The 22388-nt window shown below is 65.6% G+C and carries 22 protein-coding genes and 1 tRNA gene; 10 read left to right on the forward strand and 13 right to left on the reverse strand.

What is annotated here, in order from left to right; all coding sequences use genetic code 11:
• Positions 1-74 precede the first annotated feature (74 nt).
• Together ACIQ1T_RS07510 and ACIQ1T_RS07515 are read right to left on the reverse strand one after the other, a co-directional pair.
• Positions 75-3050: a TonB-dependent receptor domain-containing protein gene (locus ACIQ1T_RS07510; RefSeq protein WP_395943912.1), complete on the reverse strand. Its 2976-nt coding sequence runs from the start codon at positions 3048-3050 to the stop codon at positions 75-77.
• 511 nt (positions 3051-3561) lie between these two features.
• The gene (locus tag ACIQ1T_RS07515) at positions 3562-4455 is read right to left on the reverse strand and encodes a LysR family transcriptional regulator (RefSeq protein ID WP_395943913.1); all 894 of its coding nucleotides are present in this window, start codon (positions 4453-4455) and stop codon (positions 3562-3564) included.
• Between the two features lie 97 nt (positions 4456-4552).
• Here ACIQ1T_RS07515 and ACIQ1T_RS07520 point away from each other — a divergent pair, with 97 nt between their 5' ends.
• Positions 4553-5305 carry an SDR family NAD(P)-dependent oxidoreductase gene (locus tag ACIQ1T_RS07520; protein ID WP_395943914.1) on the forward strand — a complete coding sequence of 251 codons (753 nt, stop codon included), beginning with the start codon at positions 4553-4555 and terminating at the stop codon, positions 5303-5305.
• Between the two features lie 74 nt (positions 5306-5379).
• Here the strand turns inward: ACIQ1T_RS07520 and ACIQ1T_RS07525 are convergent, their stop codons facing one another.
• The 3 genes from ACIQ1T_RS07525 to ACIQ1T_RS07535 form a co-directional block, all read right to left on the reverse strand.
• The gene (locus ACIQ1T_RS07525) at positions 5380-5958 is read right to left on the reverse strand and encodes a hypothetical protein (RefSeq protein ID WP_395943915.1); all 579 of its coding nucleotides are present in this window, start codon (positions 5956-5958) and stop codon (positions 5380-5382) included.
• Positions 5955-6665 (reverse strand): GIY-YIG nuclease family protein, encoded by a 711-nt coding sequence (locus ACIQ1T_RS07530; RefSeq protein WP_395943916.1) that lies wholly within the window; start codon positions 6663-6665, stop codon positions 5955-5957. The genes ACIQ1T_RS07525 and ACIQ1T_RS07530 overlap by 4 nt, the downstream gene beginning before the upstream one ends.
• Before the next feature lie 155 nt (positions 6666-6820).
• Positions 6821-6912 (reverse strand) — tRNA-Ser (locus ACIQ1T_RS07535).
• A 124-nt stretch (positions 6913-7036) separates the two neighbouring features.
• Here ACIQ1T_RS07535 and ACIQ1T_RS07540 point away from each other — a divergent pair.
• From ACIQ1T_RS07540 to ACIQ1T_RS07555, 4 genes are read left to right on the forward strand one after another with little or no spacing between them, the layout of a single operon-like run.
• Entirely contained in the window at positions 7037-8539 is a 1503-nt protein-coding gene (locus tag ACIQ1T_RS07540) for an exopolysaccharide biosynthesis polyprenyl glycosylphosphotransferase (protein ID WP_395943917.1), read from the forward strand.
• On the forward strand, positions 8536-9996 hold the full coding sequence (locus tag ACIQ1T_RS07545; protein ID WP_395943918.1) for a lipopolysaccharide biosynthesis protein: 1461 nt from the start codon (positions 8536-8538) through the stop codon (positions 9994-9996). Before ACIQ1T_RS07540 ends, ACIQ1T_RS07545 begins: the two co-directional genes overlap by 4 nt.
• Positions 9993-10937: a glycosyltransferase family 2 protein gene (locus ACIQ1T_RS07550; protein ID WP_395943919.1), complete on the forward strand. Its 945-nt coding sequence runs from the start codon at positions 9993-9995 to the stop codon at positions 10935-10937. The genes ACIQ1T_RS07545 and ACIQ1T_RS07550 overlap by 4 nt, the downstream gene beginning before the upstream one ends.
• Before the next feature lie 4 nt (positions 10938-10941).
• A complete protein-coding gene (locus ACIQ1T_RS07555) occupies positions 10942-11871 on the forward strand; it encodes a glycosyltransferase family 2 protein (RefSeq protein WP_395943920.1) in 930 nt (309 codons plus the stop codon).
• Here ACIQ1T_RS07555 and ACIQ1T_RS07560 read toward each other — a convergent pair.
• Entirely contained in the window at positions 11868-12569 is a 702-nt protein-coding gene (locus ACIQ1T_RS07560; RefSeq protein ID WP_395943921.1) for a hfsB, read from the reverse strand. The genes ACIQ1T_RS07555 and ACIQ1T_RS07560 overlap by 4 nt on opposite strands.
• Positions 12570-12619: 50 nt before the next feature.
• Positions 12620-14059 carry a GumC family protein gene (locus ACIQ1T_RS07565; RefSeq protein ID WP_395943922.1) on the reverse strand — a complete coding sequence of 480 codons (1440 nt, stop codon included), beginning with the start codon at positions 14057-14059 and terminating at the stop codon, positions 12620-12622.
• Positions 14060-14182: 123 nt separating this feature from the next.
• Between ACIQ1T_RS07565 and ACIQ1T_RS07570 the strand changes: the two genes are divergently transcribed.
• Positions 14183-14935, forward strand: coding sequence for a polysaccharide biosynthesis/export family protein (locus tag ACIQ1T_RS07570; RefSeq protein WP_395943923.1), 753 nt, complete (start codon positions 14183-14185; stop codon positions 14933-14935).
• An 18-nt stretch (positions 14936-14953) separates the two neighbouring features.
• Here ACIQ1T_RS07570 and ACIQ1T_RS07575 read toward each other — a convergent pair whose 3' ends face one another.
• Complete coding sequence (locus ACIQ1T_RS07575) at positions 14954-15265, reverse strand: sel1 repeat family protein (RefSeq protein WP_395943924.1); 312 nt, start codon at positions 15263-15265, stop codon at positions 14954-14956.
• A 317-nt stretch (positions 15266-15582) separates the two neighbouring features.
• Here ACIQ1T_RS07575 and ACIQ1T_RS07580 point away from each other — a divergent pair, with 317 nt between their 5' ends.
• Both ACIQ1T_RS07580 and ACIQ1T_RS07585 read left to right on the forward strand, forming a co-directional pair.
• On the forward strand, positions 15583-16167 hold the full coding sequence (locus ACIQ1T_RS07580; RefSeq protein WP_395943925.1) for an RcnB family protein: 585 nt from the start codon (positions 15583-15585) through the stop codon (positions 16165-16167).
• 157 nt (positions 16168-16324) lie between these two features.
• Complete coding sequence (locus tag ACIQ1T_RS07585; protein ID WP_395943926.1) at positions 16325-17344, forward strand: RcnB family protein; 1020 nt, start codon at positions 16325-16327, stop codon at positions 17342-17344.
• Between the two features lie 132 nt (positions 17345-17476).
• On the opposite strand, the gene gatB is transcribed toward ACIQ1T_RS07585, so the two are convergent.
• The gene (gene gatB, locus ACIQ1T_RS07590; protein ID WP_395943927.1) at positions 17477-18988 is read right to left on the reverse strand and encodes an Asp-tRNA(Asn)/Glu-tRNA(Gln) amidotransferase subunit GatB; all 1512 of its coding nucleotides are present in this window, start codon (positions 18986-18988) and stop codon (positions 17477-17479) included.
• 116 nt (positions 18989-19104) lie between these two features.
• Between gatB and ACIQ1T_RS07595 the strand changes: the two genes are divergently transcribed.
• Both ACIQ1T_RS07595 and ACIQ1T_RS07600 read left to right on the forward strand, forming a co-directional pair.
• A complete protein-coding gene (locus ACIQ1T_RS07595; protein ID WP_395943928.1) occupies positions 19105-19530 on the forward strand; it encodes a response regulator transcription factor in 426 nt (141 codons plus the stop codon).
• Positions 19531-19600: 70 nt separating this feature from the next.
• Positions 19601-19939: a hypothetical protein gene (locus ACIQ1T_RS07600; protein ID WP_395943929.1), complete on the forward strand. Its 339-nt coding sequence runs from the start codon at positions 19601-19603 to the stop codon at positions 19937-19939.
• A gap of 33 nt (positions 19940-19972) precedes the next feature.
• Here ACIQ1T_RS07600 and ACIQ1T_RS07605 read toward each other — a convergent pair whose 3' ends face one another.
• The 4 genes from ACIQ1T_RS07605 to ACIQ1T_RS07620 form a co-directional block, all read right to left on the reverse strand.
• Positions 19973-20353 carry an endonuclease domain-containing protein gene (locus ACIQ1T_RS07605; RefSeq protein WP_395943930.1) on the reverse strand — a complete coding sequence of 127 codons (381 nt, stop codon included), beginning with the start codon at positions 20351-20353 and terminating at the stop codon, positions 19973-19975.
• A gap of 315 nt (positions 20354-20668) precedes the next feature.
• Entirely contained in the window at positions 20669-20977 is a 309-nt protein-coding gene (locus ACIQ1T_RS07610) for a hypothetical protein (protein ID WP_395943931.1), read from the reverse strand.
• A 230-nt stretch (positions 20978-21207) separates the two neighbouring features.
• On the reverse strand, positions 21208-21525 hold the full coding sequence (locus ACIQ1T_RS07615) for an RNA polymerase sigma factor (protein WP_395943932.1): 318 nt from the start codon (positions 21523-21525) through the stop codon (positions 21208-21210).
• Between the two features lie 47 nt (positions 21526-21572).
• Positions 21573-22124, reverse strand: a complete 552-nt coding sequence (locus tag ACIQ1T_RS07620; protein WP_395943933.1) for a helicase — start codon at positions 22122-22124, stop codon at positions 21573-21575.
• Positions 22125-22388: the final 264 nt, after the last annotated feature.

A 22388-nucleotide genomic window follows, 5' to 3' on the forward strand; every position in this document is an offset into this window, starting at 1 on the left:
CGTCGCCCCTTATCGTCCGCTTCGGCCGAAAGCCAAAGACCGGCCGCATCCAGGATGCGACCGGTCCTCGATCGTCAGAAGCTGTACTGCAGTTCCAGAGACAGCGTCCGTCCTGCCGCATTGTAGCGACCGGTGTCGTACGGACGGCCCTGCACGACCACGAACGGCGGATCGGCGTCGAAGATGTTCCGACCCGCGAAGTTCAGGCGCACATCGTTGCTGATCCGCCAGGCGGCCGTCAGATCGATGGTAAGGCTGGCGTCGACCGGCTTGTAGCGCTCGAGGTTCGCAATGACGCCCGAATACTGATTCACCTCGTAGTTGTTGGTGTACGAGGGAATATAGTTGGCCCAAAGCATCGCGTTGATGTCGTGATAGTACCAACCCAGAGATCCGATAATCTTATAGTCGTCGGGCCCTTGCAGATAGCCGAGGGTGGAGGCGGCCGGCACGTCCGCAAAGGCGCGCCGTTCAGCGTTCAGATTGTCGAGATACGAGATCTTCGGCTCGAACGTGCCGCGGCTGGTGACCCACAGATAGCTGAGGTCGTAGTTGATCGACGCATATTCCGACCCCAGGATGTTGAAGGTCATGCTGCGCGCTTCCAGGATCTTATGGGTCACCGGATCGCGCGGATAGAACTGCTCCAGCTGCAGGATCTGCGCCTGGGTCAGGAAGGTCTGCAGATCGTTCGTACGGGCGAACTCGTTATCGATCTTGGTGCGGTTGTAGTTGATGTCCAGCATCAGCCCGTCCAGCCGCCCCTTCGGACGCCAGGTCATGCCGTACGAACTCTGGGTCGAGGTCTGGGGCTGCAGATCCGGGTTGGACGTGGTTCGCATCACCACATTGTACGAGTTCGGCGACCAAGTGTAGGCGCAGTCCGTCGTGCACTGATACAGCGGGTCGTTGTAGATCGTCGTCGTATAGCTCGTGCCGCCGACGGCGGTGAACAACTGGGTGAAGGGCGGAGCCTGGAAGCCTTCGGTCCAGCGACCGCGGAAGGACAGACCCTCGAACGGCTCCCAGCGAACGCCATAGGCCGGCGTGGTGCGCGCGAAGGTGTTCTCCGCAATGATCAGGACGCCGCCGGCGTCGGCGGGAATGCCGTCGACCGTGCCGATCGGCCCCTCCGTCGTATAGGAGTCGTAACGCGCCGCCAGGCTGACCATCAGCGAACGCATGCCGGGGAAGGAGAAGTCCCCGCCGAAGATCGGCAGGTTCATCTCGCCGAAATAGGCGTAACGGTCACGGCTGCCGGACGTCGTGGTCCGGTAGCTGACCTCGCTGCTCTCGACGCCGTCGTCGTAGAGCTCGCCGCCCACCGCATAATAGATCTTGCCGGCCGGCAGGGTGTAGAGGACGCCGTTCAGACGGGCCTGCCAGTTGGCGCTGCGCGACTGCCGCTCCTCGGTGACGGGCGTATAGAAGAAGTCGGCGACGCTGGCGCCCGGTCCGCCGGCGACCGACTTCCAGGGATTGATGGCCAGGGTCGGATCGCTGCTGGTCAGAGCCAGGCACTGGCGATCGAAGACGGACTGCAGATAGTCGCGCGCGGCGCCGGTGACCCGGTTTTCCCGAAGATCGAAGTTGTCGCACCGGACGCCGTTGGGCGAGGTCGCGTCTGCGATCAGGGAGACCACCGAGGCCAGACGCGGCAGTTGCCCGTCGGTGTCCGACTGGGAGGTCGTGTAGGTGACTTCCAGCTTAGTGTCGGCGTTGAACTGGTAGGTGGCGCCGGCGTTGATGCTCCAGTTGCTGGACGTATTGCTGACCTTGCCGACCGGCAGTTCGCCTGCGGCGATCTCGGCCGCCGGGCTGTAGTTGACCGTCGCGCCGGGCGAGTAGGTGTTGAAATAATAGGCCGGGAACGGATTATAGGCCTGCCCCGGCGCCAGATCCAGGCGCAGCCCCGTGTCGTACAGCAGCTCCTGGGCGTTCGTGGACCGGTTATACAGGCCGTCGACGAAGACGCTCAGCTTGTTGGTCAGCTTCTGCTGGAAGTTGAAGGTTCCGCTGTAGCTCTCGGTCTCGGGACCGGCCAGTTCCGGCACATAGTCCGGCAGGGCCTCGGCCCCGACCGTGATCATGTCCGCCATGGTCGGCGCCCCGGTGAAGCCGGGACGCACCGTCAGCCCCTGGGTCACCCGGGTGGAGTTGAAGTTCTCGTCATAGACATAATAGGTGGTGTCGATGACGCCCGGCTGCAGCCCACGCGAGAAGCTCCGCGTGTCGAAGGCCGTATCGCCGTCGTAGTAGCCCGAGTAATCCTCGGTGAAATAGCCGGACTTGTAGTTGTTGATCGGCATGCGGCGGCTGTAGCTCAACGTGCCGGAAACACTGCCCGACCCCCAAGAATAGCCGGAGAAGGCGCTGATCCGATCCGTGTCCGCGTCATTGCTCGAATACTCGTGCTGGGCGGTGACCGTGGTGCCGGTGAAGTTGCTCTTCAGGACGAAGTTGATGACCCCGCCCGTCGCGTCGGCGCCATAGATGGCCGAGGCGCCGCTCATCGTGATCTCGACGCGCTCGACCGCGCTCAGCGGAATGCCGTTCAGATTGACGAAACCGTCCTCGATGCCGGCGGCCCCGGCGATACGGCGGCCGTTGACCAGGACCAGGGTGTTGCCCGCACCCATGCCGCCGAGATTGGCGGCCGAGACGCCCAGGGCGCCGATGGCGGTGACCGGCGCGTTCCGCGCCATCAACGGCCCGCGGCCGCGTTCGTTGGTAATGGCGCCGATGGTGGCGACGTTCTGCGGCAGGGTGCGGATCAGATCCTCGACGCTGCTCACGCCCCGCGCCTTGATCTCTTCCTCGGTGATCACGATGACGCTGGCGGTCGGATTGCCGTTGCGCAGACGGCTGCCCGTGACCTCGACCGTGTCAACGACGGCGGCGTCGTTGCTCTCCGGGGAACGGGTCCGCTCTTGAGCGGCGGCCTCTCGCGCCGCCTGTTCGAGGGTCGCTTCCGTAGACGTCGGCGCGGACTGCGCCCAGGCGCCGCCCGCCGATGCGCACAGCATCAGGGCCAGCATTGAGGTACTCATCACTCGTGCAGTCACGTCATTCCCCCTGCCGGCGGCGCCGGCGCAAAGATCACCTCCGCCGCTCGACCCGCATCGGCTGCGGGACGCCCCCACGACGACCGCACCGACGACACAATGTCGCGACATCGTCACCGTTACGTCGTCTAGCTTGCACCAAACTGGCAGGAACAGCTCAGCTGCCGGGCGCCCTTGTTTTTGACCGCAATCGCGCAATGAACTTGTCCATAGTGACGGGATCGACACACAGGCCGACACGTTCAAACCCCTGAGCCCACAGCGCGAAGCGAATATCGCGCAATGTCCGGTCGCAAGACGGCAGGTCGCTCGGCCGATCCGTCATTTCGGCGGCCACATTGCTGCTTTCGTCGTGTTGAAGCCCGATCGGCTGAGGTCGCCCGGAAACGACGCTTAAGATGATGCGATCGAGCCGACGCCTCGCCTTCCCCATAGCCGCAGCGATCGGATGTCGGTCGATCGATCGGCGGCCCGCAACCTGCGGATCAAACAGCAGCTAGCCCAATCGACTCCACCCCTGGGCGCGGCGAACCTCGCCCAGTTCCTGCGCGACAGACATCAGCCGTTCGGCGTTACGGGTCAGGTGGCCGCTGCGCCACAGGAAATGGATCTCGGTCCGCCCCGCTTCGCCCAGCGAATGGACCCGCACCTGCTGATGGCCCGGCAGGGTCTCCAGCACCGAGCGCAGCATCCAGGCCGCCCCCATGCCCGCCGTCACGCAGGCCAGCATGGTGTGATAGGATTCGATCTCGACCACCGGCAGGTCCGTCGCCTTCCCCTCGGTCAGCCAACGGTCCATGCGAAAGCGGAACGAACAGTCGTGGCGAAAGCCGTACAGTTCCCCGCACTCCAGTTCGGCCGGTCCGCCGACCGGCGGATGCGCCTGTTCCGTCACCAGCAGCATCTCGTCGATGAAGGCCAGCCGGCTCTCCAGGGCGTTCGACCGCACCGGCCCGTCCGTCAGGGCCAGGTCCAGCGCCCCCTCTCCGACATTCTGCACCAGGTCCTCCGACGCCTGATGCCGGATATCCAGATCGACGCCGCGGTAACGCGACCGGAACCGGCCGATCAGGGCGGGCATATAGTCGACCAGCACAACATCCAGCGCCCCCAGGGTCAGCCGCCCGCCGACGTCCTCATCCTTCATCAGGCTCCGGGTGCTCTCGGTCAGGTCCAGGATCCGCCGCGCATGGTCCAGCAACTGTCGCCCCGCCGGCGACAGCGACATGCCCTGCCGGTCGCGCAGGAACAGTTCGCAGCCCAGATCCTGTTCCAGCTGCTGGATCCGCACCGTCACCCCGGACGGCACCCGGTTCAACACCCGCGCCGCGCCGGAGACGGACCCCGTCTGGGCCACAGCGCAGAAGGCGCGAAGTTGGTCGATCTTCATATGTTCACATAATCCGAATTCAGGCTTCACGCCTTTTCAATTTCGCGAATACAGCCGCCGACCTACCGTCCGCCCGGATTACACGCGGGAGACGACGATGGATCTGCAACTCAAGGACGCCAGGGTGCTGGTCAGCGGCGGATCGCGCGGCATCGGCCGCGCCATCGTCGAGGGCTTCCTGGCCGAGGGGGCGACCGTCGCCTTCTGCGCCCGCACCGAGGCGGGGGTGCGCGAGGCCGAGGCGGCCCTGGGCGAAAAGGCCTTCGGTTCGGTCGTCGACATCACCGACTCGGTCGCTCTGGCCGCCTGGGTCGAGGCCTCGGCCGACTGGCTTGGCGGGATCGACATCATCGTGCCGAATGTCAGCGCCCTAGCGGGCGGTTCGGATCTGGAAACCTGGCGTTTGGCGATCGAGACCGACCTGCTCGGCACGGTCGCCTTCGTCAAGGCCGCCCAGCCCTGGCTGGTCGCATCCGACGCGGGTTCCGTGGTGCTGATCTCCAGCGTCTCGGGCCGTGAAGTCGATATGTTCGCCGAGCCCTATGGCGTCATCAAGAGCGCCGTCATCCACTACGGCAAGACCCTGTCGGTGAAGCTCGCGCCTCAGGGGGTGAGGGTGAACACCGTCTCGCCGGGGAACGTCTATTTCGAGGACGGGGTCTGGGGTCGGATCGAGCGCGAGACCCCCGAGACCTTCGCCGATTGCCTGGCCATGAATCCGCTGGGTCGCATGGCCCGCCCGGACGAGGTCGCCCGCGCGGTGCTGTTCCTCGCCAGCTCAGCGGCCAGTTTCACCACGGGCACGAACCTGACCGTGGACGGCGGCCTGACGCGGGGCGTTCAGTTCTAGGGAACGACACCCCTTGATCGCCGAGCGGGCCGTCCGCCGTCTGCGGTGAAGTTGAGCCCCGAACCTCGTGTCGATTACTCGCGCGACGTTGAGGCTAAGTCGACCTCCTTGGCTTGAAGAACTCGATAGTGGAGCCTTTGGACGGCCTTGCTGAACCGCGCTGCCTTCACGGCCTGTCGCTCAAGATCACCAGGGTAGTAGTTGAACCACCTCTCGGTAATGTCCTGCCCATCCATCGCGATTTCGATAAAGCGCGTGAACTCCGGCGCCACCATATCGATATCGGCATGAGCCATGCGATTTCGGATTTCAGCACTCTGCTCGTAACGATCAAGAATAGCCGCCCCCAGCGACGAGACCTTTTGCAACGGTCCATCCCGCTCCAACACCTTCCGCAAGTAGGCTATTCTCGCGATCCGCCGAAACGGCGCTCGCTCTGAAACGTCACTATATTCGGGCGTACTGGAACATAGGATAGCGAACTCCATCAGGCGACGTTCAATATGGCTGTAGCTCCACAGAATAGAGGCGCGGAGCATCAGCACCATCGCCAGCTCACGATCCGGCGTCCACGGGCTGATGATCGCGCGCCACTCCTGAGGAACGAGGTTTGCCTTCAACGGACTCGAATGATGACTTCGCGGTTCGCTCATTGAAACTTCCGTTTCCGGAAGGCCGACACATCCACTGAGATCAGCTTGAACCACTCGCCGTTAGCGCGCCGATCAGCAAACCGACGATGCCAGTAGGCTTCAATCCCCGGCGGATCATCTGTTCGGATCGTGTGAACCAACGTCGCCTTGTCGGGCAAAGCGGTCCGGATTTCCTTCACTCGCCGTTCCAGATCGTCGCTACGTCCGATTTTGTAGAAATCCCCCGACCTAATTAGATAGACGCTGCCCTCCGTCGCCCTCGACGGAGAGACGACCTTCTCGGCCCGCTTCATCGATGGGGCTGGCAGTAACGCCGCAACGTCGCGAAAACCGTCGTCACCCTCGACCCGTCGCCGGATCGTCTCGATCATATCCACTCGCCCGCCCAAATGCCGCGCGATGGCATTGCTGCTTGGAACCGCTGGATCGGTCTGCCGCAGCAAATCCATTTCGTCGCGCGTCGGCACCCGTCCGTAATGGCGGCAAGCGCGTATTACCGTCATCAGGACCGCATCGCTGTCGAGCGCTCCAGTTTTCTCGTTAGGCGCAAACCCAGCTTCAAGAAGCGCGTCGCTCCAACGCGCCCAGTATTTCCCTCGCCACTGATGCTCTTGAATGCCGGTGTCGCGAGTGAATGCCTTCTGTCCGGGGGCTTGGCCGGCCCCGGCTGAAAGCCTGCGAATCTCTCTGATGATCTCGTCGCGCATGACGATGAAGTACGCGATAGCGTCCCTATCTAATCAAGCGCCGTGTTCGACGAACTTGAACCCTCAATCGGCAAGCAAATGCGTGTCACACAAAGCGTCACACAACCCGCCTCAAGGCCGCCTTAAGCGGTTGTTTTTGCTCACTTTTAGGAAAATGGCGGAGACGGAGGGATTCGAACCCTCGGTACCCCTTACAGGGTACGACGATTTAGCAAACCGTTGCCTTCAGCCACTCGGCCACGTCTCCAGCGAAGGGCTCGATAGCGGAGGTCGCCGCCTCGTGCAATCCGGTTCGAACGAAACCCCTGTTGTTAACGCGACATAGAGGCCGGTCGTGCACAGTCGGGGTCGTTCGGAACCTACGGATCCCCATGCCCGACTGCGCCCCTCCCCTCGCCGCGCCGCCCCTGGCGACGCCGAAAGATCGCGCTGCACAAAAGGCGGAACGGGGGCCGTTCCGCCCGGAAGTCTGGTTGAACGCTCGTCAGCGGTCCAGCGTCCGTCTGGCCGCCCATTATTTCCGCGCCGCGGATGTCCTTGCTGTCGCCGGTCTGGCCGTGACGGCGCTTTGGCTGCTCGACGCCGCCGACCTGAACAGCCTGACCCTGGGCGCGATCCTTCCTCTGGCGACCGGCGCAGTGGCGATCCTGGCCCTGCTGCGCGGTCTGGGCCTCTACAGGTTCGGCCGGGACCTCGCGCCCCTGATCCACATTGCCTGCATCCTTGGCGCAGGCGTGCTGGCGATCGGCGCGGCTCTGCTCGTCGGTCTTGCGCTGGGCCGCAAGGGCCTGGGTCCCGTCGTGCCCTGGGGCGTCGCCGCCACCGCGACCCTGACCGGCCTGCACGCCCTGTGGCTGATGCTGGTGGCGCGCTGGCGCAGACAGGGCGCCCTGTCGCCCAATATCGTCATCGTCGGTGCGACCCGGAACGCCGAGGCCCTGATCGAACGCGCGCTGGAACGGCGCGACCTGAACATCCTGGGCGTCTTCGACGACCGCCTGGCCCGGTCGCCCGACAGCCTGGGCGGCGTGCCGGTGCTGGGCGGCGCCGACGCGCTTCTGACCCACAAGATGGCGCCCTATATCGACCGGATCGTCCTGGCCATCGACGCCGAGGGCGGTCCGCGTGTGCGCGACCTGACCCGCAAGCTGGAGACCCTGCCCAATCCCCTGACCGTCCTGGTCGATTCAGAGACCGGCCGCGACGCCGTTCTGACCCGTCTCGCCAGCGCGCCTCTGGCCGAGATTGGACAGGGCGCCGATGCGGATCGCCGCGCCTTCGTCAAACGGCTGCAGGATCTCGCCATCGGCGGCATGGCCCTGGTTGTCGCGGCGCCCATCATGGCCGCGATCGCCCTGGCCATACGTCTGGACAGCCCCGGCCCGATCTTCTTCCGCCAGCGTCGCCACGGCTTCAATCAGGAGGCCATCGTGGTGTGGAAATTCCGCTCGATGCGCCACGCCGCCGCCGACGCCACCGCCAGCCGCCAGGTCAGCGCCAATGACGACCGCGTCACCCGCGTCGGCCGCTTCATCCGCGCCACCAGCCTGGATGAGTTGCCCCAGATCTTCAACGTCCTGACCGGCGAGATGTCCCTGGTCGGCCCCCGCCCCCACGCCATCGGCATGAAGACGGGCGAGACCGAATCCGCCCTTCTGGTCGCCGAATACGCCCATCGTCATCGCATCAAGCCGGGCATGACCGGCTGGGCCGCCATCAAGGGCTCGCGCGGCCCGGTCGACACCGAGGCGGAGGTGCGTCGCCGGGTCGAGCTGGACGTCGACTATATCCAGCGTCAGTCCTTCTGGCTGGATCTGTGGATCATCCTGATCACCATCCCGGTTCTGCTGGGCGACCGGGCGGCCGTCAGGTGAGCGAGAAGCGCATGTTCTGGCGCGGCGTCTGGGGCTATCTGCCGGCCCAGATCGTCCAGGGCGTGGTCGGGTTCCTGACCATCGTCGTCTTCACCCGCCTGCTCAGCCCCGAGGATTTCGGCCACTACGCCCTGGCCTTTTCCGTCACCACCCTGGCCCATACGGCGACCTTCAGCTGGCTGGAGGCGTCGATGGCCCGCTTCTGGGCGGCCGAGCGCACCCCCGAGGGCCTGGCGACGCATTTCGCCAGTCTGTACCGGACCTCGTTCGCCATCATCGCCGTCTTCGTGCCGGTCGCGGCGATCGCGGTCTGGCTCCTGCCCCTGACCCCGGCCTTCAAGCTGGCGGTGGGCTTCGGCCTGGCCGGGGCGCCGATCCGCAACCTGGCCAAGCTGGCGCAGGAGCGTTACCGCGCAGCGGGCGAGGTGTCGAAGGCCGCCTCGGTCGACATGTTCGTCGCCATCCTGGGCTTCCTGGTCGGAGCGGGTTTCGCCCTGGCCGGCGCCGGGGCCGCCTCGCCCATGCTGGGGCTGATGATCGCCCCCCTGTTCGCCCTGCCCTTCATCCTGCCCGGCGAACTTCGCCGTTCGGTCGGCGGCGCCGTAGATCGTGAACGGCTGCGCGCCTACGCCGCCTACGGCTATCCGATCGCCGCGTCGCTGACATTGGCCCTGGTCCTGGCCTCGACGGATCGCTTTTTGCTGGCGGCCTTCATGGATGCGGCGGCGGTCGGCGCCTATCACGCCAGCTACAGCCTGGCGAACCGCACCCTGGACGTGATGTTCATCTGGCTGGGTGCGGCCGGGGCGCCGGCCATGGTCATGGCGCTGGAGCGCGGCGGGCGCGAGGCCCTGCGCCACACCGCCCTGGAACAGGGGTCGACCCTGATCCTGATCGGCCTGCCCGCCGCCGTCGGCCTGTCGCTGGTGGCCCGCCCCCTGGCCGAGCTGATGATCGGCCCGGACCTGCGCACCGCCGCCGCCCTGGTCACGCCCTGGATCGCCGCCTCGGCCTTCATGTCCGGTCTGATCGCCTATTATTTCGGCTTCGGCTTCACCCTGGGCAAGAAGACCGGCCTGCTGCTGGTGACCATGGCCATTCCCGCCGTCAGCAACATCGGCCTGAATCTGGTGCTGATCCCCCGGATGGGCGTGACCGGCGCCGCCGTCGCCACCGCCGTCAGCTTCGCCATCGGCCTGGCGGCCTGTCTGTTGATCAGCCGCCGCGCCATCGCCCTGCCCATTCCATGGGAGGCCCTGATCCGCTGCGGCGTCGCCTCGGCCGGCATGGCGCTGGTGGTCTGGCGCCTCCCCCCGCTGGGCGGGTTGCTGGAACTGATTATGGACGCTGGCGTCGGCGGCGCCGTCTATGCGGCCCTGGCCCTGACGCTGAACGCCGCCGGGGTCCGTGACGTGCTGAATCGCCTGATCCAGGCCCGACGGAGCGCCCCGGCATGAGTTCCGCCTCTCGCGCCGACATCCACGACAACCCAGGCTGGCCCCAGGCTCAGCCGGCCCTGTCCGTCCTCATGCCCTTCCTTCGCGACGACCCCGAGGCCCTGCTGCGCCGGCTGGACACGGAGGCCGCGGCCTTGGCGGGACGGGTCGAATTGGTCCTTCTGGACGACGGCACCGGCGATGCCGCCTTGACCGCCCGACTGAAAACGACGCTCGACGCCCTGACCCTGCCGGCCCGGCTCATCAGCCTGCCGGCCAACGAGGGCCGCGCCCGGGGTCGCAACCGCCTGACCACCGCCGCCCGCGCCGGAACCTGGCTGTTCCTCGACAGCGACATGAAGCCGGACGCCGCGACCTTTCTCCAGACCTGGATCGCGCTGATCGCACGCGATGACCCTGCGGTCGCCTTCGGGGGGTTTTCATTGGACCAGGCCCCGACCGACGCGCGGTTCGCCGTCCACCGCGCCCTGTCCGGAGCCAGCGAGTGCGTTCCGGCGTCCGAGCGCGCGAAAACACCCGAGAAATACGTCTACACCTCCAACCTGCTGGTCCGGCGCGATGTCTTCGCGGTCGAATCCTTCGACCCTGGCTTCACCGGCTGGGGCTGGGAGGACGTGGAATGGGCCATGCGGGTCTCGCGTCGATTCGACGTCGTCCACATCGACAATCCCGCCACCCACATGGGACTGGACACTGTGGCGGACCTGGCGCGCAAGTTCGACCAGGGCGCCGTCAATTTCGCCCGGGTGGTCGCCCTTCATCCCCAGATCGTCCAGACCTATCCCAGCTACAAGGCTGCGAGAGCCCTGAAACGCCTGCCCGCCCTGCCGCTGGCGCGCCGCCTGATGCGGCGGGCGGCCCTGTCGCCCGCCCTTCCGACCAAGGTCCGCGCCTTCGCTCTGCGCATGTATCGCGCGGCCGTCTATGCGGATGCGGTCTGAGCCCATGAGAGACGTCGCCGTCATCATCCCGACCCTGCGTCGCCCCGAGATGCTGGAGCGCGCCCTGCGCTCGGTCTTCGTCCAGACCGGATCGCTGGACCGGATCGCCGCCGTCGTCATCGCCGACAACGATCCCCAAGGTTCAGCAGCCGCCCTGGTCGAGCGCCTGCGGGCCGAGGCGCCCGTTCCCCTGACCTACGCCCACGCCCCCGTTCCCGGCGTCGCCACCGCCCGCAACATCGGCCTGGCCGCCACGGACGCCCCCTTGATCGCCTTCCTCGACGACGACGAGGCCGCTTCTCCCGTTTGGCTCGCCGCCTTACTCAGAGCTCAGGCCGCGACCGGCGCCGATGTCCTGTTCGGCCCCATTCGCGGGCGGGTGCCCGACGGCACAGGCTGGACCACCGCCTATCTGGAACGGTTTTTCGGTCGCGACGGCCCGGCCGAGACCGGCCTGACCGGCGACATCCACGGCTGCGGCAACAGCCTGATGGTCCGCGCCACGGCCCTGCCCGGCGACGCTCCGTTCGACACGGCCATGAACGAGACCGGCGGCGAGGACGATCGGCTGTTCACCGCTCTGCAGAAGCGCGGCGGCCGGTTCGGCTGGGCCGCCGACGCCTGGGTGGACGAGTTCGCGCCTCCCGACCGCGCCACCCTGAACTATGCCCTGCTGCGCGCCTTCGCCTATGGCCAGAGCCCCAGCCAGATCGCCGCCGACCGCCGCGACTGGCTCGGCGTCGCCCGCTGGATGATGATCGGGGCCGCACAGGCGGGGGTCTGGGGCCTGGCGTCCCTGGTCTTGTCTCTCCTGGGTCGCCCCTCGCGCGCCGAGACACTCGACCGCATGGCTCGCGGCCTCGGCAAACTGTTGTGGACCAGGGGGTTCGAACCGAAACTCTATGGTGCGGCCATGCTGCGCCGAATAGACTAGCCCGCCAGCCGCCCCAGGAATTTCGGCGGCTTGTAGGTCGAGCGGTTCATCACCACCCCGGCGATCCGGCCGCCCACGGCCTCGATCTCGTCCCGCAAAATGACCGGCTCATTGGCGGCCGTGCTGCCGGCGGCGACCACCAGAACCGTCATGTCGACGAAGGGCGCCAGGATGATGGCCATGTCGTTGCGGTCGGCGGCGGGGCTGTCGATGACGATGGTGTCGGCGTGGGGTCGCAGGGCGTCCCAGTAGCGGGGATCGCCTATGGCCTCGACCCGGTGGCCGGATCGCAAGGCCTCCATGTGAAACCGTGTCGTCCACAGCCGACCGCCCAGGCAGGCCCTGGCCGTCAGCAGGCGCGCCGACGGCACGGGCTTGCCGTCCGTACCGGTCGGCGCGGGGGTGACGACGAAGAAGCTGGACCCGTCGGGCGAGGCCTGAGCCGGCTTGCCCAACTGGCCAAAGCGATCGGGTTCGGCGGCGATGGCTTCCAGTTGGCCCTGCTGCGCCAGGTCGCCGTCGACAAGCCAGACGGGCTTGCGGGCGCGTACGGCGGCCAGACGCGAGAACTCGCGCGCCACGGTCGAGACGCCCTCGCCCGTCGCGGCCGAGGCGAACTGGATCACGCGGGCGCGGTGGGCCGGCGCCGGTCCCAGCGCCGCCCACAGGCCGGCCATTTCGGATGTCAGATCGACCATCGAATCGCTATGCGCGCTCCACAGGCAGGCAGCCTATCACGGCCACGGGCCTAGTGCGCCTTCGCCGGGGCCACGGCCAGGACCGGCATGTCCAGCGTCCGCCCGACCGAGGCCGGGGTCGAGAAGCCGCGGCGCGTGAAGATGCGCAGCAGGCCAATGCACAGGGCCGTAAAGGCGGCGAACAGGAAGACGGCGGCCAGGGCCGGCGCCTTCAGGCTTTTGCCGGTCGAGGGCGGCTGGGCCCGTTCGATGACGGTGACGTTGTCGGCGCCGGCGGCGACCAGAGCGTTATCGGCCCGGCTCTGGCTCTCGCGCTGCTGGAACTCGCGGATATTGGCGGTCAGAACCTCGCGATTGCCGGCCAGGGTCGCGTTCTCGGACTCCAGCGCCGTCAGCCGTGCCTGGCGCGACCGGATGTCCGACAGCTGGCGATCCAGCGCCGCCAGCCGCGCGGCCAGGGAATCACGGTCGGCGCGGGTGTTGATCCGGGTCGTCTCCAACTCGGTCCAGACGGGGTTCGGCCCGGTGCGAACCTCCTTGGGGCCTACCGCCGTCCCGGTCGAGACATAGGCCTGCAGCTGGCCGATCCGCGCCTCGATATCCTTCACCGGCTGGGCGTCGGCCTGATAGCGCGACAGCAGTTGCTCGCGCTCGGTGCGCAGCTGCAGCACCTGGTCCTGGGCCGAGATGTTCAGATCCTGCTGCAGGGCCACTTCCGCCGGCGTTCCCGCCTGCTGCGCCACGAGAGTATTCAGCCTCTGGCTGGTCTGGTTCAACTGGCTCTGCGTCGACATCCGGTCGGTGAAGACGGTCTGATAGGTGGCCGCCAGCGTCGCCTTGGCGGCGGCGAAGTCGCCGATGTCGTTGGTCGTCAGGAACTGCTCGTAGGCCTGATCCGCCTGATCGAGGTCGTCCTCGAAAGCCAGACGCTGGGTCGCAATGGCCGGGGTCTTGTCCTGAAAGACCTCGCGGCGATAGGCCAGATACTGTTCGATCACCGTGTTGAGGATACGCGCCGCCCGCTCGGGATCGTCGGCCTCGTAGCTGAGGCGGATCACTGCGCTGCCCGGCGCCGTCGCCACGCCCAGGCTGCCGCCGATCAGTTTGCGCGCCGCCGCCTCGGCCCTCTCCTTGGATCCGGTCGGCGCCTTGCCCAGGATGGCGGCCGGCCCCAGAGCCTCCACCACCCGCTGGCGGACCTGCCCCGAGCTGAGAATGGCGGCTTCGGAGTTGGCGACCTCGTCGCCTTGGGGCGCCTGGCCCCGTTCGGCGGTGCCGACGCGCGGCTGATAGACATATTCCTGGCCCACCCCGGCGAAGACCGCACCCTGGGCTGTGTAGTTCTTCTTCATGGTGAAGGCGGCAGCCGCGCCCAGGACGAAGATCACCAGAAAGATGACCACCATCAGCAGCAGCTCGCGGAACAGCAGTCCGACGACGTCCAGCACACCGTAGCGCGGTCGGGTCGTGACGTATGCCGTCGAGCGCATTGGCGAGCCGAATCCTGAAACACTTGTTCGAATCCACCCTTCGCCCACCGGCGTTAACCCATAGTTACCCATAAGGGTCGAGGTTGCGCGTCAACGCCCTTTTCCGTCGGACCAGACCGATTCATGACGCCAGATCGCCGACTGTTCCTGCTGGCCCTCGGATCGGTCGCTGCGGCGCTGTCCGCCTGCGGCGGCGTCGGCGTATCGCGCTCCGGCGAGACGGACCGTCGCGTCGAGCGCGCCGGTCGCGGCGACTTCCCGGACATCCCCTTCGCCGACTGGAGCGATGAGGAGCCGGAATATCTTCTCTACCCCGGCGACGAGATCGAGGTGGCGACGCCCACGGCCGCGGAACTGACCCGGACCCTTAAGGTCGGGCCGGACGGCCGCATCGCCCTGCCGCTGGTCGGCCAGGTCATGGCGGCGGATCGCAGTATTTCAGAATTGCAGGGCGCGGTCGCCGCAGCCTATTCGACCCAGCTGATCCGGCCGGTCGTCGAGGTGACCCTGCGCCAGGCCGGCCCGATCCGCGTCTGGGTCGACGGCGAGGTCCGCACCCCCGGCGTGATCGAGATGACCGGCGATCTGGACGCCTATCAGGCCGTGGTCCAGGCCGGCGGCTTCCTGCCGTCCGGCAAGCCGGATCGCGTGGCGCTGATCCGGCGCGGGCCCGGCGGATCGCGCATGTTGCGTGTGGTCGATCTGCGTCCGCGTCGCGGCGAGGTCGTGGCCCTGCGTCGGGGCGACATCCTCTACGTGCCGCGCACGACCCTGGGCGAACTGGCCGCCTTCTTCACTCAAGTGCGCGCCGCCATGCCCATCGGCTTCAGCTATTCGATCAATGGGTCGAACGGCAACGGCTACGCACAGTTCTAAATGGTGGTTGAAGGCGGCTTAGGCCGCCAGACGAACCACGCCCATGTCGATATATTGGCGCGCGGCCTTCTGGGCCTCGGCGATCTCTTCCCGCTCCATCTCCTGGCTCATCTCGCGACGATAGACGCGCGCTTCGATCGAGCCCTTCATGGCGGCCAGATTGAAGATCATATGGGCCGAGACCCGGTCCATCGGGCAGCCGCCCGAGCCGGCCGAATACATCATGCCCAGCTTGAACAGGTCGTCGCCGGTCATGTCGACCGTCGGCAGGGGCAGGCCCTCGGTTTCCGAGTTGGCCTGCAGGTCTTGCGCGATTTCTTGCGCCTTCATCACCGTATCTCCTGAACGGGCGCCCTTCTGGGCCCGCCTCTGAAACCGCATCAAATACCGCCGGTTTGAAGTTAAAGTTAACGGCGAAAACTGGGCCAGGACTTTTTAGTAAAGCAGAAATGAATACTCCGAAGATGATTCAGATCTCTGAAATCTCTCGGAAATCTCTTGTTCATGCCTGACGAGCCTCGACGCCGTCGACGGGCTTCAATCCTGACACGGCCGTTCAGGAGGCGTTCAGGCGCACGGCCCGACCTTCAACGTCATTAACGGGCCAGGTCGTCCTTTCCGTCGCCGGCCCAGAATGGAGCATGAAGATGAACCGCCTCACCAAGGCCGCCGTCGTCGCCCTCGCCCTGACCACCACGGCCGTTCCGATGCTGGCCGAGGCCCAGAGCCGCGACCGTCGCGAATATCGTCAGGACCGACGCGATGATCGCCGCGACTTCCGCGACGAACGTCGGGACGACCGTCGCGACTGGCGCAACGGCCGCTACGACAATCGCCAGGACTATCGCCGCGACCGGCGCGACGACCGCCGTGACTTCCGCGACGAACGTCGGGACGACCGCCGCGATTTCCGCAACGACCGCTGGGATCGCAACAACCGCGACTGGTGGCGCGGCCGCTCGGATTTCCGAGGCTACAACGGCCCGCGCTCGGGCTACTGGTATGCGCCCAGCTACGGATACTACCGGGTCGAGCCGCGCTACTATGGCTATCGCTGGCGGACCGGAGGCTATCTGCCGTCGCAATACCGCAGCTACTATGTCCGCGACCCGTATTTCTACGGCCTGCGCGAGGCCCCGCGCGGCTATCGTTACGTCCACGCCGGCAGCGACATCCTGATGATCGCCGTCGCCACCGGCCTGATCGCCAGCGTCCTGTCCAACGTCTATTGAGGGCCGCCATCGCCGTTTTTGAAGGCCCCGCCGGTCCGCCGGCGGGGCTTTCTCCTGAAGGGTTTCGATACGAAACCCTGTTCAGCCAGGGTTCATCGACACGGCGCGATCATCATCCCAAGCCGCCGGAAAACCGGCGTGCAGGAACAGAAAGACCATGAAACGCCTCCTGATGGCCTTTACCGCCATCGCCGCCGTGGCCGGCCCCCTCGCCGTCCCGATTCAGGCCCTGGCTCAGGACCAGGCGGAACCGCGCCAGGAACGCCCCAACCGCGACCGCGGCGAGCGTCCGCAACGTCCCCAGATCTCGCGCCCCGAAGGCACGCGCCGTGACGAACAGCCTATCCGTCCAGTTCGCCCCCAGAGCCCGGATCGGCCGCAGTCGTCGCGCCCCGACCGGCCGAACCCCGACAGGCCGAACTCCGACAGGCCGAACTCGGGCGGTCGCCCCGACAATGGCCAAAGCCGCCCCTCCCGCCCCAACCGGCCGGAAGGCGGCTGGACGCGTTCGGATCGCCCCGCCGACCAAGGACGGCCAAACCGCCCCGGCGACAACGGGGGACGGCCAGATCGTCCGAACGGCGGATGGAACAGACCGGACCGCCCTGAAAACGGTCAAGGCCGTCCCGACCGGCCGGATCGGCCCTCCAACGGCGGCCGCCCGGATCGTCCCGGCGCCGACAGCGGACGCCCGGACAGGCCCGACCGGCCGAACAACGGCTGGAACCGCCCCGACCGCCCGAACAGCGGCTGGAACGGCTCGAACCGGCCGAACCGGCCCAACTCCGGCTGGAACCAGAACCGCGACCGACACGACGACTTCCGTCGTCGCTTCAACAGCGACCAGTGGCGACGCGACTTCTATCGCAACCACAGCTCCGACTGGTGGCGCAACGACCGTCGTTTCCGGGGCTATACAGGCGTCCGCACCGGCTTCTATTTCGCGCCGGGCTGGGGCTACTACAGCGTCCCCAGCTCCTACTGGGGCCGCTACTGGTCGGTCGGCGACTATCTGCCGGACACCTTCTGGCGTTACCGGCTGGACGACTGGCGCACCTACGGCCTGGGCTATCCGCCCGCCGGAACCCGCTGGGTGATGGTCGACAACACCATCTATCTGATCGACGACTACGACGGCTACATCATCGACGTCATCCGCGACGCCTGGCGCTGGTAGCCAAGACCATGAAGGCCCCGGAGAACACTCTCCGGGGCCTTCATTTATTGAAGCGTGTCGCTCAAGCAGCGAGCGACCGCGTCGCGAGCGTTAGCGACCGGCCGGGGGTTTGGGGGCCGCAGCCCCCAAGCATCAAAGACCCAGCTTGGCCTTCAGGATGTCATTGACCGCCGCCGGATTGGCCTTGCCGCCGGTGGCCTTCATGACCTGACCGACGAACCAGCCGATGGCCTGGGGCTTCTCGGCCACCGCCGCGGCCTTGTCCGGGTTGGCGGCGATGATCTCGTCGACGGCCTTCTCGATGGCGCCGGTGTCGGTCACCTGTTTCAGGCCGTGCTTCTCGACCACTTCGGCCGGCGAGCCCTCGCCGTTCCACACGTGATCGAAGACTTCCTTGGCGATCTTGGACGAGATGGTGCCGTTCTCGATCAGCTCGACCAGTTGGGCCACATGGGCCGCCGGCAGCGGGTTCTCGCTGAAGTCCTTGCTGTCGGCCGCCAGACGCGCCGAGACCTCGTTAGTGACCCAGTTGGACACCAGCTTGGCGTCCCGGCCCTTGGCGGCGGCCTCGAAATAATCGGCCTTGGCCTGTTCCGAGATCAGCACGATGGCGTCGTATTGCGACAGGCCGTAGTCGGCCATCAGCCGCTTGCGCTTGTCGTCCGGCAGTTCCGGCAGCGACGCCTTGATCTCGGCGATCCAGGCCTCTTCCAGATCCAGAGGCAGCAGGTCGGGATCGGGGAAGTAGCGGTAGTCCTGCGCCTCTTCCTTCGACCGCATCGACCGGGTCTCGCCCTTGGTCGGGTCGAACAGCCGCGTCTCCTGGGTGATCGAACCGCCGTCCTCAAGGATCTCGATCTGACGACGCGCCTCGTACTGGATCGCCTGGGAGATGAAGCGGAAGCTGTTGACGTTCTTGATCTCGCAACGCGTGCCCAGGAAGCTGAAGTCCCCGCTGGCCTTGAACTTCTCGTAGTTACCGGCCCGGCAGACCGAGACATTCACGTCGGCGCGCAGATTGCCCTTCTCCATGTCGCCGTCGCAGGTGCCCAGATAGATCAGGATGGTCCGGATCTTCTTGACGTAGGCGACCGCCTCTTCCGGCGTGCGCAGGTCGGGACGCGAGACGATCTCCATCAGCGCCGTGCCGGCCCGGTTCAGGTCGACGTAGGATTCGGTCGGCGACAGGTCGTGGATCAGCTTGCCCGCGTCCTGTTCCAGGTGCACCCGCTCGATGCCGACGTTGAAGAAGCTGCCGTCTTCGGCCTCCACCTCGACCACGCCCTCGCCGACGATCGGATAATAGAGCTGGCTGATCTGATAGCCGGTCGGCAAGTCGGGATAGAAATAGTTCTTCCGGTCGAACTGGCTGCGCTTGTTGATTTGCGCGTTCAGGCCCAGACCGGTCTTCACCGCCTGTTCGACGCAATGTTTGTTCAGGGTCGGCAGCATGCCGGGGAAACCGGCGTCGACCAGCGACACCTGTTCGTTCGGTCCCGCGCCGAAGCCGACGGCGGCGCCGGAGAACAGCTTGGCCTTCGACGCCACCTGGGCGTGGATCTCCAGACCCATGACGATTTCCCAATCGCCGGTGCGGCCCTTGATCGTTTTGGTGCTGGAGGCGGTGTCGATAGTGTCGGTCATGGTTCCGGCTATAGCCCGGAGGCGCCCGCCGCCTCAAGCACCGGCATACGCCTCAGCTTGCATCCCGTTGCACAGACGCTAGATTTCGCAACTCGCTGTTGTGCGGACACTGATCGATGAAGACGTGGACGGACCGGAAACGCGTGCTGATCGCCGAGGACGACAGTCTGGTGCGCGAAGTCCTGCGCATGCGGCTGGGCACCGCGGGCTACGACGTTCATGTCGCGCACAACGGCAGCGAGGCCTTGCAGAAGATCCCCTTGCTCAAACCGGCCGCCCTGGTGCTGGACCTGGGCCTTCCCGGCGTCGACGGCTTCGGCGTGCTGGGCGCGATCAGGAAGGACTACGCTCGGCTGAATATAAGGGTCATGGTCCTCAGCGCCCGTCGCAACGAAGCGGATATCAAGCGTGCTCTGGAACTGGGCGCGCGGGACTATGTGCTGAAGGCCGAGGTGGAGGTGGACATGCTGAAACGCATCGGCCGGCTGCTGCGCCCCACGCCCGACAAGGACAGGGACAAGGATACGATCTCGATCGCCTAGATGCGGCGGCGACTGTCTTTCGCTTGTCGCGAAATCGCGCTCAACTTGTCTCGCCTCAATGGAGAGACCGATGACCAAGACCCTGTTCGCCGCCGCGACCGCCTCCCTGCTCCTCGCCGGCGCCGCCTCGGCCCAGACAACCGAGCCCGCCCCCGCTCCGACGCCCGCGCCGGAACACGAACATCACGCCGCCCACCCCACGATCGAAAGCTCGATCGAGGCCCTGATGGCCGATCCGGCGACCAAGGCCGTGCTTGAGAAGCATCTGCCGGGCATCGACAAACACCCCGCCTACGGCCAATTCAAGGGCATGACCCTGCGCCAAGTCGCCCCCTTCTCGCAGGGCAATATCACCGCCGAGAAGATCGCCGCCATCGACACCGACCTGAAGGCCATTCCGGCCGCTTGATCCCCTCTCCCAGAGGGAGAGGGAGGGGCCCGCTCAACGCAGTTGAGTGGGAGGGTGAGGGGTTAGGGCGCCCGCCATTCGGACTTGGGCGCAAATAGCATTCAGAACCGACGGCAAGGCGCCGCTAACCTGCTCATTCCGAAACCGCAGAACAAACCAACCTGAGGCTTCGATTTCCTGCTGGCGTATGTGGTCGTTCAGGTGGATGTCGTCCTGATCGTGAACCCCGCCGTCCAGTTCGATGACGAGGCGCAAGGACTCACAGGCGAAGTCGGCGAAATAGCGTCCAACAGGGTGCTGGCGGCGAAACTTCAGTCCGTCCAGTCGGCCACCGCGCAGCGCCTTCCAGAGAAGCTTCTCAGCTTGCGTCTCGCGCTGACGGAGAGCGCGAGCAAACTCGGCCCTATCCTTCATCGCCTTCCCTCTCCCTGTGGGAGAAAGATAAGCATCTTTGATGGCTATAGGTTGTTGTTAAAAAGGACAATTTTCCGTTGAAAAATGCCGTGTAGAGTTCGTGTAGATAATTCTTCACGCTCACGCCAAAAGTTGGCTGGAGTCGGTGGTGGCGTCCAATGGTTTGAGCCGCTTGTCCATGTCAGCGGTTGGGCAGCATAAGGCGTCAGGGTAAGGCTGCCGCAGCCCTCCGGCGCCCAAGACGCGCAAACCTCGCCAGCCCAAGCCGATGGTAACGGCGGGCGTCCGTGCCAACTGCGTGAACTCCCGACAGGCCTAGAACAGCGACAACTGCCTGTTCGCCTGATGGAAGGCCTTCCATTCCAGGGAACGCGACGCTTGATCTAGCCACGCCTCCACGAAGGCTTCCGCGCTGCCGTAACCGTCTATCGACGCCTTCGGCGTGAAGTGCGACCTATAACCGGTCTCGGTGATCGGCAGCGGCGCCCGCTCGGGTGAGACACTCACCACTTCCAGATGGGCCATATGGGTTCGGTCGTCATAGACCAGATAGTCGGCGTTCCAACGGATTTCGATCTCGATGCCGTTCCAGTGTGTCCTTGTGATTGAATAGTCCTTCTTCATATCCGCCTCTGGGGTTTGGGTTCTTACTGAACCCTTGCCCGTCGGCGAGACTGGGGGAGCAAACGGAGCGGGAGGCTTCGCGGGGACCCGGCTGCAACGAGCAGAGCGAGTGAAGCTGGGCGGAAGGCTCTCAGAAGTGCGCTAGGGGCAAGGCCCCAAGCTCTTCGTGGTAGGGATTACAACCCGCATGGGCTGAGATCACCGGCTGAGCCGGAAGCTCAGGGCGAAGCCTAAAGCCCGCCGCGCTTCGGCGCGGATCGCCCTGCTGCTAGGTCTCGCTTTTTCAGTCGTGTGAGTTCCGACACCTCTTCGCGCTCGGAAATCCTAACCGCCCGTGCGAGCCGCACCATCGCGGCGGCAAACGCCGCCTTCACGGCTTCCGGGGGTATTCCAAGATGCAATCCGATCTCGTCGTAGGTCATCCCCCCGAAACGATGGAGAACGAACACGTCGCGCAGCTTTGTAGGCAGCCGCAGGATCGCGACTTTGAGGACATCGGCAGAGCTTCGTGCACGTCGGCGTCTTGGCCGAGGTTTTGATGCTGTCATCCGCCTGTCCTCCGATCTAAGCTTGGCTGGTCTCTTCCGCTTGCGGTCTACGCGCCGAACACGCCGTGATGGGTATCCGCCGACAGCGCGATGAGATCCTGCCGCGATCTCGCAATCATGGCGTGGGCTTCGGGGTGGTCCTCGGGCCAAATCAGACGCTCCAGGACAGCGAGCCTTGCGATGATCGCCTCGAAGCTCACGGATGCGGAATCCGGAATAGCCTCCAACAAGCGCTCACGCCTCTCGAACAACGTGTCAAGGATGCCGTCTATGTCCTTAAGCTCCTTGGACCACGGCAAGGCTTGCTGTTCGGAGGGGCTAAGATTGCACCAAGAATGCTCCCGGATCAGCCAGCCCTCCAGTTTCGCCCAGCGGTTCTGGAGCCGCCCTATCTGGGCGTCGATAGCCAGCCAGTTCTTGCAGTGTCTGGTCGCCTCAGTGGAAGCAATCAATGCGGCGGGAGCCAGACTAGTGGAGGCGGCGGCGGCGGTAGGACTGGCCAGTCCAAACGCCGCAACCGATGTTCCTGCGATGAGCGCGCGCCTGGAAATCTCAGGCAGGCGCGCGTCCTCGACGCCCGTCTTTCGACGCGACCCCATGACCAAAGCCCTCTAATCACCTATGATGATTTCATCATCTAATAGGGGGTCTACGGAGTCAATATGAAGTTGTCTCTGACGATTATAAAATAGTCATCTGATGCTCACATCCTCGCAAATTCGAGCGGCGCGCGCGTTGCTAAGTTGGAGTCAGCCGGCTTTAGCGAAAGCATCTGGGCTGTCGCTGCCGACCATAGTCCGCATGGAGAGCCAGCTCGGTCCTGGCCGAAGCTCGGCCGCTAACGTTGAAGCCGTACGACGTGC

Source organism: Brevundimonas sp. (genome assembly GCF_044336875.1).
Classification (GTDB): Bacteria; Pseudomonadota; Alphaproteobacteria; order Caulobacterales; family Caulobacteraceae; genus Brevundimonas.